15 protein-coding genes are annotated in these 12758 nt (G+C 70.6%); 4 read left to right on the top strand and 11 right to left on the bottom strand.

The features are described from left to right. Positions 1 to 137: 137 nt before the first annotated feature. Positions 138 to 311, bottom strand: coding sequence for a hypothetical protein (locus tag EAD96_RS31015; RefSeq protein ID WP_158614803.1), 174 nt, complete (start codon positions 309 to 311; stop codon positions 138 to 140). Between the two features lie 726 nt (positions 312 to 1037). On the opposite strand from EAD96_RS31015, the gene EAD96_RS18315 reads away from it, so the two are divergent. Next, positions 1038 to 1379, top strand: a complete 342-nt coding sequence (locus tag EAD96_RS18315; protein ID WP_121685159.1) for a hypothetical protein — start codon at positions 1038 to 1040, stop codon at positions 1377 to 1379. Here the strand turns inward: EAD96_RS18315 and EAD96_RS18310 are convergent. From EAD96_RS18310 to EAD96_RS18290, 6 genes are all read right to left on the bottom strand, one after another. Next, on the bottom strand, positions 1367 to 1729 hold the full coding sequence (locus EAD96_RS18310; RefSeq protein WP_121685158.1) for a hypothetical protein: 363 nt from the start codon (positions 1727 to 1729) through the stop codon (positions 1367 to 1369). The genes EAD96_RS18315 and EAD96_RS18310 overlap by 13 nt on opposite strands. 134 nt (positions 1730 to 1863) lie before the next feature. Further along, complete coding sequence (locus EAD96_RS18305; RefSeq protein WP_147457899.1) at positions 1864 to 2187, bottom strand: hypothetical protein; 324 nt, start codon at positions 2185 to 2187, stop codon at positions 1864 to 1866. Beyond that, on the bottom strand, positions 2178 to 2954 hold the full coding sequence (locus EAD96_RS18300; protein WP_121685156.1) for an alpha/beta fold hydrolase: 777 nt from the start codon (positions 2952 to 2954) through the stop codon (positions 2178 to 2180). The genes EAD96_RS18305 and EAD96_RS18300 overlap by 10 nt, the downstream gene beginning before the upstream one ends. Before the next feature lie 149 nt (positions 2955 to 3103). Next, complete coding sequence (locus EAD96_RS18295; RefSeq protein WP_121685155.1) at positions 3104 to 3766, bottom strand: DUF6882 domain-containing protein; 663 nt, start codon at positions 3764 to 3766, stop codon at positions 3104 to 3106. Positions 3767 to 3840: 74 nt separating this feature from the next. After that, entirely contained in the window at positions 3841 to 4014 is a 174-nt protein-coding gene (locus tag EAD96_RS31220; RefSeq protein ID WP_013283846.1) for a hypothetical protein, read from the bottom strand. 288 nt (positions 4015 to 4302) lie between these two features. Further along, a complete protein-coding gene (locus EAD96_RS18290) occupies positions 4303 to 5388 on the bottom strand; it encodes a family 43 glycosylhydrolase (protein ID WP_121685154.1) in 1086 nt (361 codons plus the stop codon). Between the two features lie 229 nt (positions 5389 to 5617). On the opposite strand from EAD96_RS18290, the gene EAD96_RS18285 reads away from it, so the two are divergent. Then, positions 5618 to 6394: an HAD-IIB family hydrolase gene (locus EAD96_RS18285; RefSeq protein WP_064447558.1), complete on the top strand. Its 777-nt coding sequence runs from the start codon at positions 5618 to 5620 to the stop codon at positions 6392 to 6394. A gap of 121 nt (positions 6395 to 6515) precedes the next feature. Then, positions 6516 to 8315: an adenylyl cyclase gene (locus tag EAD96_RS18280; RefSeq protein WP_121685153.1), complete on the top strand. Its 1800-nt coding sequence runs from the start codon at positions 6516 to 6518 to the stop codon at positions 8313 to 8315. Positions 8316 to 8362: 47 nt separating this feature from the next. Here the strand turns inward: EAD96_RS18280 and EAD96_RS18275 are convergent, their stop codons facing one another. The 3 genes from EAD96_RS18275 to EAD96_RS18265 all read right to left on the bottom strand — a co-directional run bounded on the left by EAD96_RS18275 (position 8363) and on the right by EAD96_RS18265 (position 11053). Beyond that, the gene (locus EAD96_RS18275) at positions 8363 to 8953 is read right to left on the bottom strand and encodes an ATP-dependent Clp protease proteolytic subunit (protein WP_121685152.1); all 591 of its coding nucleotides are present in this window, start codon (positions 8951 to 8953) and stop codon (positions 8363 to 8365) included. Positions 8954 to 9078: 125 nt separating this feature from the next. After that, positions 9079 to 9720: a helix-turn-helix domain-containing protein gene (locus tag EAD96_RS18270; protein WP_121685166.1), complete on the bottom strand. Its 642-nt coding sequence runs from the start codon at positions 9718 to 9720 to the stop codon at positions 9079 to 9081. A gap of 106 nt (positions 9721 to 9826) precedes the next feature. Next, positions 9827 to 11053: a hypothetical protein gene (locus EAD96_RS18265; RefSeq protein ID WP_147457898.1), complete on the bottom strand. Its 1227-nt coding sequence runs from the start codon at positions 11051 to 11053 to the stop codon at positions 9827 to 9829. A gap of 176 nt (positions 11054 to 11229) precedes the next feature. On the opposite strand from EAD96_RS18265, the gene EAD96_RS18260 reads away from it, so the two are divergent. Beyond that, positions 11230 to 12243 carry a TrkA family potassium uptake protein gene (locus tag EAD96_RS18260; RefSeq protein ID WP_064447562.1) on the top strand — a complete coding sequence of 338 codons (1014 nt, stop codon included), beginning with the start codon at positions 11230 to 11232 and terminating at the stop codon, positions 12241 to 12243. Between the two features lie 22 nt (positions 12244 to 12265). Here the strand turns inward: EAD96_RS18260 and EAD96_RS18255 are convergent, their stop codons facing one another. Beyond that, positions 12266 to 12748 (bottom strand): MarR family winged helix-turn-helix transcriptional regulator, encoded by a 483-nt coding sequence (locus EAD96_RS18255; protein WP_231915576.1) that lies wholly within the window; start codon positions 12746 to 12748, stop codon positions 12266 to 12268. Positions 12749 to 12758 lie beyond the last annotated feature (10 nt).

The raw sequence follows: 12758 nt of genomic DNA, 5'->3' as shown, positions 1-12758 counted from the left end.
CGCCGTTTGCAGCCCTCCGTGCAAAATACGTGCAATGATCTTGGGTCCTTGAGCGGCCATGTTTCCCCATCTCAAAGCCGCTGCAACGCGGAAGGGCCGAAGCGTCGCCACGGCCCCGCGCATCCCACCAGCGATCATCATCGGCTCAGCGCCGCCTCGATTCGCTCGTTCATCCTGCTGCGGTCCCCGTCGAGGCACTTCGCGTACACCTTGAGCAGCACGTCGACCGAATGCCCGGCCCGCTGCGCAACCTCCGGCGCCGGCAACCCGGCGTTGAGCCAGAGCTGCCTCCGGCCGGCATCGGCCGGCACGGCGGGCCGATCGTTCGACTGGTCAGCATCGGCGGTGCCACCACGGTAGTTCGGGCGACGTCCGCGGATCGTGAAGGCTCCGGCGTAGCAGGACGGCGTCTAGGGCATCAACGAGGGCGCGCACTTCACTCCCGGCGTGCGGTGGAAGCATCATCACGACGTCTTCGAGCAGGTCGCGGGACCAGCCCGCACCGCAGCAGGAACAGGTGAACTCGGCGTCCCACTGCTTCCACGAACGTCGGATCCGACGTACGTGCACGGACCAGACGTTGATTGCCGCAGCCACGGCCCCTGGCATCAGTCGCGCGCCTTCGAGCTGCCGAATCGCCGCGTTGGTTGCTCCGGACAGGCTGGCAGTGCTGCGATAGCGCACCCACGGTCGTCGCCAGGTCCGCTCCCGCAATCGAAGCGATGCTGGTCTTCTACGCGGCATAGCCCCTTCGAGTAGCGTTCATGTCGACATCCTGTCAGCCGTACACGGCCACCGTCAGGCCGTGACGATCGCGAGGGTGGCTGGACACCGCCGAGGATGGGGCGATCGCTGCCGCGCCGCTTCGCGGTTTGCCATCGGGTACCGGGCGCCAGGTGGGCGGTGAGCCGTACGCCGCCGGACGACCGCGCGCCCATGCGCAGCCGTGCCAGCTACATGCCAGTAGCCGGTGTTCCAGATGGTCTGCCGGAGGGCATGCGTGTCGACCCGTCAGCGGCCTAGGAGAGAATCGCTCGATGACGATCGTCGAGCCGCCGCAGGTAGTTACAGAGAAGGCCGTCTTGCAACTCCTGCACCTAGCCTTCCTGGAGATCCGGCTCTACACGGCTCCGGTGGACGACGACCAGGCGTTGGAGACCTTGCTGAAGCGGCGTAAACAGATCAACGAACTCGCCGACCTGTGCCATGGGCTACCCGGTTGTGTTGCTCCCGAGCGGCGGCATCTGGTGAGCGACAACTTGAGGTACCTGTGGCGCACCTCCTCTGCTCGGAAGCAGCAGTGGATGCGTTCCCGTTGGGATCACCTCGGCTACGACCACCGTTGGCTCACGGACTCGGATGCACCTCACGAGGACTGAACCTGCGTTTGATGTTTCTGATCCACGCCAATGCACGCGAGGACTGACGCCGCGTCGGCCGCCAGGAAGAGCTGGAAATAGTAGGGAGGGTCGAGCTGCGTCACCCCGCCAAGTCGCACAGGCTGTTCACCGAGCGCATGGAGCGTCTCGACAGCCGCCGCGAACCCGAGCGTCGGAATGCCTCGATCCCTGGTAATCGCCTCCCGCCCTCGGTACGTGGACGCAAGGTTGTTGGCGGGGACCACGCCGTCCCAGATGCGGAACGACGCTCCCCGATCGAGGGCCTCACGACACGCCCTGATGACTGGGCTCTCGTCGGCAAGCAGAGACGTCAACTCATCGCGCTCCACGCAACGACGGTACAGCCATCCCGTACTGCCAAGCTGTCCCACTGAGTCAGGCCCTGGCCGACAACGACGGACGGGCTGACCAGGAGGAGCGTCATTGCGAGATGACCTGGTGCCGGCTGGCAGAATCTCCGCGGTCAATCTCCGTTGAACAGGAGCTGTCGGTGGTGGGGGCGTCGGGGCGCGGCCTCTAGGAGCGATGCGAGCTGAAGTATGGCCTGAGCGGCTGCACGCACGCTGTCATCCGTGGACCGCTCAATGATCGATTGAAGTTCGGTTGTCAGCATGGCCGTCTGGCGGCTGTTGAACCACGTGTCGTCGTAGGGATCGACTCCGCAGAGCAACGGGTAGCGGGACGGCTCCGATGCAGCCAGGGAGCAGAGAGACGCGACGCCGGCGGCGTCTGTAAGTTGCTCTACGACGACACCGCTGTACTCCCGGACCTGCACACTCATTCCCACGGCCTCATCGTGCCGGACAAGAAGGCGCGAACAGTGGGGGCGAACTGTGTTTGAGCGTCGTGATGCACCACATGACCGGCCGGCAGCTCGACAAGCCGAGCGTGGCCAGCGCGGCGGGCGATCATCTCGCGAGCGTGGCCGGCTGCCAGTTCATCGCTACGCGTTCCACGAATCAGGAGAGTCGGGCAGCTCACCGAAACCCAGTCCTTCCAGTGGTCACCGCTGAGTGCCTTCTGAGATGCCACCGTGTCGTCGATGTCGAATGAGAAGCCCCAGCCGTCGTCGGACTGGCGGAAGGAACATTCGAGGTAGGGTGCCGCCGCGCCCAGGGCCGCGGCCAGTGCGTCGCGGGTTGGCGCGTGGCGGGGGAGGCTCGTCGTGAACGACCAATCGACGTCTACGACCGCGCCGGCATCCTCGACGATGAGCGCGGTGACCCGGTCGGGGTACCGCCCGGCGTACTGATAGGCGTTCACTCCGCCGAGCGAGTGGCCCAGCACCGCCGCAGGGCCGACTTTCAAGTGCTGGTGGAACGCGGCGACGTCGGATATGTAGTCGTCACGCTCGTAGCTCTCGGCACGGTCCGACGCTCCGTGTCCGCGCTGATCGAGTGCGATCACCCGCCAGTGGGGTGCCAGCGCCTGGGCCAGCGGGGCGAATGCCGACGCTTCGTTGTAGTGCCCATGAAGAGCCAGGAGCGGGGCACCCGATCCACCGAAGTCCAGATAGGAGAACCTTCGGCTCTCAATCGCGAAAGACCCACGCATGGCCTGGGATGCTAGCCCCGGTCGTTGTCGGCGGTCGGGCGGCATGAGCGGTTGGTCGCTGTGCCCGTTGCGTCCCAGGCGGTAGGGGCGACGCGGTCAGCTGTTGGGCGTGTGCCAGGTTCGAAGCCTGCCGGGGTGCCGGATTCCGCCTACGGGCTGACCGTTCCCGACATGTTGCTGACCCGGCCCATCGCGTCGAAGTCGACACGCAGGACCGACCCGCCCCGGTCCTGCGCCGTCACCGACATCGGCGCCCGATCCAACCGCCACCCCTGCTGGTGCAGGAACGACTCGACGGCGACGCGGTGTTCCACCGGGAAGGACTGAAGTACCTGCGTCAGTACGGTCAGCACCCGCTCCGGCCGGACCGGCGCGGTGAACTGTGGCGGGGCGTCGTCGAGGTGGAAGAAGACCGCGCCGCCGTCGTACGGCCCGCGGTAGTAGCAGCGGCCGGTCAGGCCGGACGCCAGCAGGGCGAGGCGGTGTCCGTCGGCGCGCTGGAGCGGGAACGTGGGCGTGGTGAGTTCGGCGACGCCCTGCCGGTGCCCGTACTCGCGGAGCCAGCCGGCGAGATGGAGGAGCGCCGGCGGGAGGTTGCTGGCCTCGTTGGCCCAGGCCCACAGCCAGGTGCCGTCGTCGTGGCTCTCGGTACCGAGGAGCTGGATGCGGTACCGCAGGTCGGTCCCGAACGTCACTGTGCCGTCGGGCAGGTCGAGCTGCCAGTCGCGTTCGCCGAGCAGGTCGGCCAGCGCCAACTGGCGGGCCAGGCCGGTGCCGACATGTTCGGCGAAGAGTCGATCAAACGTCGGCATCGCAGCAGTGTGCCAGACCTTCGGGTACGGGGCGGCCCCGCGTCCGGCCGGAGCCGGAGCGCGGGGCCGGCGGGTCAGCGGACCAGCGCTGCCACCAGCGTCCCGATGCAGGCGACGACGGCGGCGATGATCGGACTGAGCGTCTTGATGTACGCCAGGATGAGCCGGTGCCGGTCGGTCGGCTCGGCAACGGTTTCGTCCTCGTCCTCTGGTGTCTCGAAGTCTGACCCGTGAGGGATTACAGTCAACGTGACTCCTTCCGTTGCAGCGGTGGAGTCGAATGCGGCGTCCGGTGGCAGCCGGGCGCCGCCCTCTGTGTGAGGCGGCGCAGTACCGTTCGACGGTTCGAGCATGCTCCCGGCGGACAGCTAGCACAAGAGTGGGCAATTCACTGTCGGGTACCTGACAAGCAGATGCATCGCATCGAGAAAATTTCGGTGCCATCTCTTGCCAAATGCAATTTTCCGTGAAGCAGTTCAACCGAGCGTGACCACGCCGAAGCGCATGGTGAGCAGGCGTGCCGTCGGGCGCACCGGCTACGAGACGAGGAAACCGGTGGAGGGGCGGGTCAGGACGCCGGTCATCGGGAAGCGGGTGGAGCCGTTCCACCAGTGCCACACCACGCGCTCGCTTCCGTCGGCGGCGGCGAAGACGTCCATCCCGCCGGGGCCCTGGTGGTTGCCGGGCAGGCCGCGGATCGGGTTGAGGCCGGCGCTGCCGGTGAAGCCGAAGAAGGGCCGGGACACGCCTTCACGGATGGGGGTGCAGCGTGAACCGGGGAGAGGGCTGGCGCCGCAGCGGGCGATGCCGGTGGCGTAGCGCGCGCTGTCCCAGTTGTTGCCCGAGTACATGAGGTACCAGTCCCCGTCGGCGGCCATCCACATCGACGGGTTCTCCACCACGTGCGTACCGCCGCTGGTCTTGGCGGTGTCCCAGGTGATGTCGGTGCTCTTGAGCACGTCCCGGCGGGTGTCCCAGATCGCGCGGCCCTCGCCGTCGGTGCGGACGGTCGAGATGCCGGTCTCGGCGCCGGAGGCGATGGCGTCGTCCCGGTAGGTGACGTACAGGTTCCCCCCGGCCACGAAGGGGTTGGCGTCGAGTGCCCACCGGCCGGCGTCCGGGCAGGCCCATTCGCCCTGGTTCTGGAAGGGGCCGCGGGCGCTGTCGGAGATCGCTCGTCCGATGCACTTCTGGCCCGTGCCCTTGCGGGAGGCGGTGTAGAACATGAAGAACCGGCTGCCGAACTGCGCGACGCCGGGGGCCCAGACCGCGCCGCCGGGCTCGGCCCAGGCGCCCGGGCCGGACGGCAGGGCGTCGTGCGACGCGCAGTTCGCCATGCCCACGCTGTTGCCGGAGCCGTGGACGAGGACCGGTACGTAAAGCCTGCCGGTCGCGCCGCAGCGCGCGCCGGTCCCGGCGCCGACAGTGGTGCCGTAGGTGACGTACGAGCCGTCCTTCGCCAGCAGGGTGTCCGGGTCGGCCAGCGGGAAGGTGGACGAGTCGGCCAGCGTGGACAGGTCGCCGGTGGGTGCGGCGGCGGCGGGTGCCACCGCCGCCGCGGTGACCACCAGGGCGGCCGCTGCGAGGGTGACGAGCCCTCCGCGCGTTCGAAGGAATTTCACCGGCACTCCTTGATTGATGAAGGTAATTATCAGGGAAACGGTATCGACGGTCAGCGATGCCGTCAACGGGAGAGCGTGGGGGTCTGAGCGCGGGAAGCGGGGCCGCCCGGAGGCCTGCCGCGTTACGCTCCGTCGAAGGGACGTGTCACCCGCCGGGCCCTCAGGCCGGTGCCGGAACCCGTCGGTACCCTGGCAGGTCCTGGCCTGTCCGCGACGACATGAGGTATTCGTGAACGATCTTCGAGTGGTGGCGTTCGATCTCGACGACACCCTGGCGATTTCCAAGTCCCAGATCGATCGTCGGATGGCGGAGTTGCTCGGCCACCTGCTCACCGAGGTGGACGTGCTGGTCATCTCCGGTGGCCGGTTCGAGCAGTTCCAGTCGCAGGTGCTCGCCCACCTCGACCTCACCGAGGAGCAGCGCGACCGGCTGCACCTGATGCCGACCTGCGGCACCCGCTACTACCGCTGGTCCGACGGGGACTGGCGGCAGGTCTACGCGGAGGACCTGACCGAGGCCGACAAGGCCCGTGTCGTCGCCGCGCTGACCGAGTCGGCGCAGGCGCTGGGTCTGTGGGAGGCGAAGACCTGGGGCGACATCATCGAGGACCGGGGCAGCCAGATCACGTTCTCCGCGCTGGGGCAGTCCGCCCCGCCGGCCGAGAAGTACGGCTGGGATCCGGACGGCGACAAGAAGCGGCGGCTGCGGGACGCGGTCGCGGCGAAGCTGCCCGACCTGGAGGTCCGCGGCGGCGGGTCGACCTCGATCGACGTGACCCGCAAGGGCGTGGACAAGGCGTACGGCATGCGGAAGCTGCTGGAACACCTGGACCTGAAGATCGACAACGTGCTCTTCGTGGGTGACCGCCTGGACGTGGGTGGCAACGACTACCCGGTCAAGGCGATGGGCATCCGTAGCGTCGCGGTCACCCGCTGGGAGGAGACCGCCGACTACGTCGAGAAGCTCGTCGACGACCTGGTGAGGCAGCGCGCCGAGCGCGCCTGAGCGCAGCCCGACCCAGAGCCCGCCGGTTCGCCGAACCGGCGGGCTCTGGCGGTATCGACGGTGATGAGGTAGGAACAGCCGAGAGAGCGCTCTCCCGTCCCCTCACCGAACAGGCAGGCAGATGCGATCACCCGACCCCTCCCGCCGCCGTTTCCTCACGCTCACCGCCTCCGCGGCCTCGCTCACCGCCCTCGGCCTCCCGGCCGGCGCCGCCGCCGCGTCCCCGGCCGCATCGCCGGCCGCGCGCCCCGCCCGCGAGCCCGACTTCGGCCCCAACGTCTTCGTGTACGACCCCAGCACGCCGGTCGAGGAGATCCAGTCCACGCTGGACCGGCTGTTCACCGCCCAGGAACGCAACGAGATGGGCTTCGACAGGTACGCCGTGCTGTTCAAGCCCGGCCGCTACGAGGTGGACGCCCGGCTCGGCTACTACACGACAGTCGCCGGTCTCGGCGCCCACCCGGACGACGTGGAGATCCACGGCGCGGTCCGGGTGGTCGGGCAGCCGGACCCGAACTCGCCCGCCGGCATCTCCGCGCTCACCAACTTCTGGCGCTCGGCGGAGAACCTCGCGGTCACGCCGACGGACTGGTCGAACCAATGGGCCGTCTCGCAGGCGTCACCGATGCGCCGGGTGCACGTCAAGGGCGTGCTGTGGCTGGAACCCGGCAACGGCGGCTACTCCAGCGGCGGCTACATCGCCGACTCCAAGGTGGACGGCATCACCATCAACGGTTCCCAGCAGCAGTGGCTCACCCGGGACAGCGAGCTCGGCGGCGAGTGGACCAACGGCGTGTGGAACCAGGTCTTCTCCGGCGTGATCGGCGCGCCCGCGCAGGGCTTCCCCGACCCGCCGTACACCACGCTGCCGACCAGCCCGGTGACCCGGGAGAAGCCGTACCTGTTCGTCGACGCCCGCGGGGCCTGGCGGGTGGCCGTACCGCGCCTGCGCCGCGACACCGCCGGCACCACCTGGGCCACCGGCGGCGCGCCGGTGCCGTCGCTGCCGCTGTCCGCGTTCTTCGTGGCCCGGCCCACCGACTCGGCGAAGCGGATCAACGCGGAACTGGCCCGGGGCCGGCACCTGCTGCTGACCCCCGGCGTCTACCACCTGGACCGGGCCCTGCGGGTACGCCGCCCGGACACCGTCGTGCTCGGCCTCGGCATGCCGAGCCTGGTGCCGGACCGCGGGGACGCGGCGCTGCGGATCGAGGACGTGGACGGGGTCCGCATCGCCGGAGTGCTCGTGGACGCCGGGCCGGTCGAGTCACCGGTGCTGGTCGAGGTCGGTGCGCGGCACTGCCACCGGTCGCACGCCACGAACCCGATCTCGCTCCAGGACGTCTTCTTCCGCATCGGCGGCCCGTACGCCGGGCGGGCGGTGACCAGCCTGGTGGTCAACAGCCGGCACACGCTCGTGGACAACATCTGGGCCTGGCGCGGCGACCACGGCCGGGCCGGCACGATCGGCTGGACCGTCAACACCGCCGCCACCGGCGTGATCGTCAACGGTGACGACGTGACCGCGTACGGGCTGTTCGTCGAGCACTACCAGCGCTGGCAGACGATCTGGAACGGCGAGCGCGGCCGGACCGTCTTCTACCAGAGCGAGCTGCCCTACGACCCGCCGAGCCAGGCGGCCTGGCGCAGCCCGACCGGCAACGGCTGGGCCTCGTACAAGGTGGCCGACCACGTCCGCACGCACGAGGCGTGGGGGCTCGGCGTCTACTCGTACTTCAACCAGGGCGTCGACATCCGCTGCGACCGGGGGATCGAGGCGCCGCGCCGGGCCGGGGTGCGGTTCCACGACGCGATCACCGTGTTCCTGGACGGCAGCGGCGGCATCGAGCGCACGATCAACGAGATCGGCACGCCCGTCGTCGGCTCGTACGGCACCAGCCCGGTGATCAGCTACCCCTGACCGCGAGGGCGGCCCGGCCGGTGCGGGACCGGCCGGGCCGCGCCCGCTCACGCCGCGAGCTGGTCGACGCGGGTGAGCACCTGGTCGACGAGGCCGTACTCGCGGGCCTCCTCTGCGGTGAACCAGCGGTCGCGGTCCCAGTCGCGCTGGATCTCCTCCAGCGTCCGCCCGCTGTGCCGGGCGATCAGCTCCTGCATGGTGCGCTTCACGTGCAGCATGTTCTCGGCCTGGATGGTGATGTCCGCGGCGGTGCCGCCCATCCCGCCGGACGGCTGGTGCATCATGATCCGCGAGTGCGGCAGCGCGAACCGCTTGCCCGCCGCTCCGGCGCAGAGCAGGAACTGTCCCATCGACCCGGCCATCCCGAGCGCCAGCGTCGCCACGTCGTTCTTGACGTACCGCATGGTGTCGTAGACGGCCATGCCCGCGCTGACCGAACCGCCGGGCGAGTTGATGTAGAGGAAGATGTCGCGCTCGGCGTCCTCGGCCGCGAGGAGCAGGATCTGCGCGCAGATCTGGTTGGCCGACGCGTCGGTGACCTCGGTGCCGAGGAAGATGATCCGCTCCTTCAGCAACCGTTCGAAGACCCGGTCGCCGAACGCCGGCTGCCCCTCGTCGAGCATCCAGATGCCACCCATCGCCGCCACCTCCGTGCCGCCGGTGGGCGGGGGACCGCCCGGGAACCCGGCGGTCTCCAGCGTCCGCCGGACGCACCCGTGCGAACCAGGCTTTCTGCCCGGGGCAGATCCGCCGTGAGCAGAAGCTACGCGGCGACCGGCCGCCGCCGGCCGGCGCGGGCCCGCCGCCGGGCCAGCGTGACGGAGGTACGCGGACGGGGGCGGACGGCCGGGGCGGAGGGAGCCGGCCAGATCCGGATGCCGCCGGCGAACCCGATCGGCGTGGCGGCGTCGAACGCGGGACCGAGCGGCGCCGGCCCGAGATCCACCGGCCGCAGCACGCCGCCCAGCAGCGGCATGGCGGTGACCGGGCGACGGGCGACGTGCGGCCGGAGCGAGACGGCGGGCCGCCGGGTCACGGGCGGCCGGGGTGACACGGCCGGGCGGCGCGTGACGGACAGCCGGGGCGGGCCGACCCGCAGGTGTGGCCCGGTGCGGGCGGACGGCACCCGGTCGAACCGGGCCGCCGAGATGCCGGGGCCGACCGGCGCCGGACGCTCCCGGCGCAGCTCGTCGCGGGCCTCTTCGAGCAGGTCGGCGAGGTGGATCCCGAGCGCGCGGCAGATCGCGGCCAGCACCTCGGAGGAGGCCTCCTTGCGCCCGCGTTCGACCTCGGAGAGATAGGGCAGGGAGACGCCGGCGGCCTGGGCCACCTCGCGCAGCGTGCGGCCCTGGCGCAGGCGGATGCGCCGGAGCACCCCGCCGATCACGCGTCGCAGCAACGACATGCCGGCCTCCTCGCGGTCGGGCGTCCCGGACGTCTCCATCATGCCCCGTCCACGCGCCCGGCACCTGCCCGGTCGGCCCCCGTGGTACCGACCGGGCCGGCGTGGATCAACGCCAGACGACCGCGCGGGAGTGCCAGCTCGGCGAGGTGAAGTAGGCCAGACCGACGATCAGGCCGGGGTCGTTGACGTTGATCGCGATGCTGCTCACCGCCCCGTCCGGCATCGGCAGCAGCTGGGACTCGGCGCTGGGTGAGGGCCAGATCATCGCCCGGCTCGTGGTGCCGTCGGTGCCGATCACCAGGCCCGAGTCGTTCACCGCCTGCGCCGTCGGGGATTCCGCGCCGGTGGCCAGCCGGTGCATCGTCGTACCGTCCCAGAAGAAGGCGGCGAACCGGCCGTCCGCGGTCCAGCTCGTGCCGACCACCTGACCGAGGTCGTTGATGCCGGTCGCGTCGCTCGTGGGTCCGCCCAGGGTGCCCAGCGACCGCAGGACGCCGTCGCGCCAGACGAATGCCTGGTTGACGAAGGGCGGATCGGTCCAGTCCTTGTAGCCGTAGGTGCCCGCGACGGTGCCGGCCTCGTTCACCGCGAGCGCGCTCGCACCCGGCGGGGCGTCGATGGTGATCTCGGTGTTCCCGGTCCGGACGAACGGCCGCCGCCCGGAGAAGCTGTCGGTGACGTGGTAGACGCCGACCACCCGGTCGCCCGCCGTGTCGTACGCGATGGAGAAGATGCCCCCGGTCAGGCCGAGATCCTGGATCTTCCCGTCCACCCAGGCCACGGCATGGCTGCTGCCGTCGGCCGCCTGGGCGGTGCCCACGATGCGCCCCCGCTCGTCGATCGCCTCGGCCTGGCTGTTCGGCCCGCCCAGCGTCCCCAGATCCTCGATCTGCCCGTCCACCCAGCGCACCGCGTGCCAGTAGCCGCTTGCCACCTGGGCCGACCCGACAACCACCCCGACGCTGTTGACGTCCGACGCCGAGGTGCCCCCGCCCAGTGTCGGCAGCAGCACGGCCGTCCGCTTCGCCGTCGGCATCGGCGCCGGCGTGGTGCCGGTCGGCGTACCGGTGGGCGACGGTGAGGCGGTCGGCGTCGCCGTGGCCGTGGCCGTCGGTGTCGGTACGGCGGTCGGTGTCGGTACGGCGGTCGGTGTCGGCGAGGCGGTCGGTCGTGGGGAGAAGGTCGGCGAGGGGACGACGGTGGGCTTCGGCCGGGTGGGCCGGGCCGGCCCGGGTGGGCGGTCCCCGGGCCGGTTCGCCACAGCGGGCGGCGCCCCGGCGACCACCATCCCGACTGCCACGGCAAGCGCGGCCAATGCCATGCGTGTACGCATCCGACGTCCCCTCGTCACGATCGGTGAGTCATCAGTCTCACCCGTGGGCGCGTCGATGGATCTGACGAAATCCTTACCGCTCGCGGGCCGCAGCGGCGCCCGGCCCAGCCAGCCGTCTCGCGGCGTAACCGCTATCTTGAGGGCGTGCAGGCGACAGTGGCGGAGCAGGACCGACGGTGATCCATTTTCCCGCGCAACGGCGGGGGCCGCTGAGCGCGCTGAGCCTGCGCCTGCTCGCCGCCCTCGGCCTGGTCTTCGCCACCGTGGCGGTGGTCTGGCTGGACCGCGACGGCTACCGCGACGTGGACGAGAGCGGCCTGAGCCTGCTCGACTGCTTCTACTACGTGGTGGTCTCGCTCTCCACCACCGGGTACGGCGACATCACCCCGGTCAGTTCGTCGGCGCGGCTGGCGAACGTCCTGTTCATCACTCCCGCCCGGGTGCTGTTCCTGATCATCCTGGTCGGCACCACCCTGGAAGTCCTGACCGAGCAGTACCGCACCGGCCGTCGCCTGTCGCGGTGGAGGAGAACCGTGAAGGACCACGTCATCATCTGCGGCTACGGCACCAAGGGCCGCAGCGCGGTCTCCGCCCTGCTGGAGAACGGTACGGACAAGTCCAAGATCGTGGTGGTCGAGCGGAGCGGGCCGGCGCTGCGGCAGGCCACCTCCAACGGGCTGGTGACGATCGAGGGCTCGGCGACCCGCTCGTCGGTGCTGGAGCAGGCGCACGTGCGTACCGCGAAGTCGGTCATCATCGCGACCGACAGCGACGACGCCTCGGTGCTGGTGGCGCTCACGGTCCGGCAGCTCACCGCCGGTCAGGTCCGCATCATCGCGGCGGTCCGGGAGGCGGAGAACGCGCCGCTGCTCAAGCAGAGCGGGGCGCACCACGTGATCGTGTCGTCGGCGACGGCCGGGCGGCTGCTCGGCCTGTCGACCTCGGCCCCGCCCCTGATCGACGTGGTGGAGGATCTGCTCACCCCGGGTCAGGGCATGGCGCTGGCCATGCGGTCGGCCGAGCGCGACGAGGTGGGCCGCTCACCGCGTGAGCTGGAGTCGCTCGTCATCGCGCTGGTCCGCCGGGGCAAGGTGGTCACGCTCAACGACCGTGCGGGCGCGGTGATCGAGACCGGCGACATGCTCGTCCACGTCCGGGACGACCGGCCGCAGGCCACCTCCGCGATCTGACCCGGCCCGCCGGGCCGCCCGGTCAGCAGGCGCCCGGACCGCCCTCCGCGATCACTTCGCCGCAGGTCGACGACCGGCCCTGGGTGGCCCGGCGCAGCAGGTCGTAGAGCAGGTCCCGTTCGCCGGGGGCCAGCGCGCCGAGGACGTCCTCCTCCGCACCGGCGAGCGCGCACTCGGCCTCGCGTAGTCGCTTCGTGCCCGCGTCGGTGAGGCGTACCTCGTGCCGGCGGCGGTCCTCCGGCGAGCGGCGGCGCTCGGCCAGGCCGTCCGACTCCAGGTCGTTGAGCAGCCCGACCACGTTCGTGCTGTCGATCTGGAGCGTGCCGGCCAGCGCCTGCTGGCTGATGCCGCCGGAGTCGCGCAGCACGGTGAGCGCCACCAGGTGGCGGGGGCGCAGGCCCAGCGGGGCCAGCACCGACTCCGAGCGCAGCCGCATCCGCCGGGCCAGGTGGTCGAGCAGGGGCCCGGAACGGCGCTCGGACTCCTCGGCCGGTGCGGCGGACATGTGACCCAGT

Source organism: Micromonospora sp. BL1 (assembly GCF_003667485.1).
Taxonomy (GTDB): Bacteria; Actinomycetota; Actinomycetes; order Mycobacteriales; family Micromonosporaceae; genus Micromonospora; species Micromonospora tulbaghiae.
This window is presented reverse-complemented; position numbering and strand designations above follow the sequence as displayed.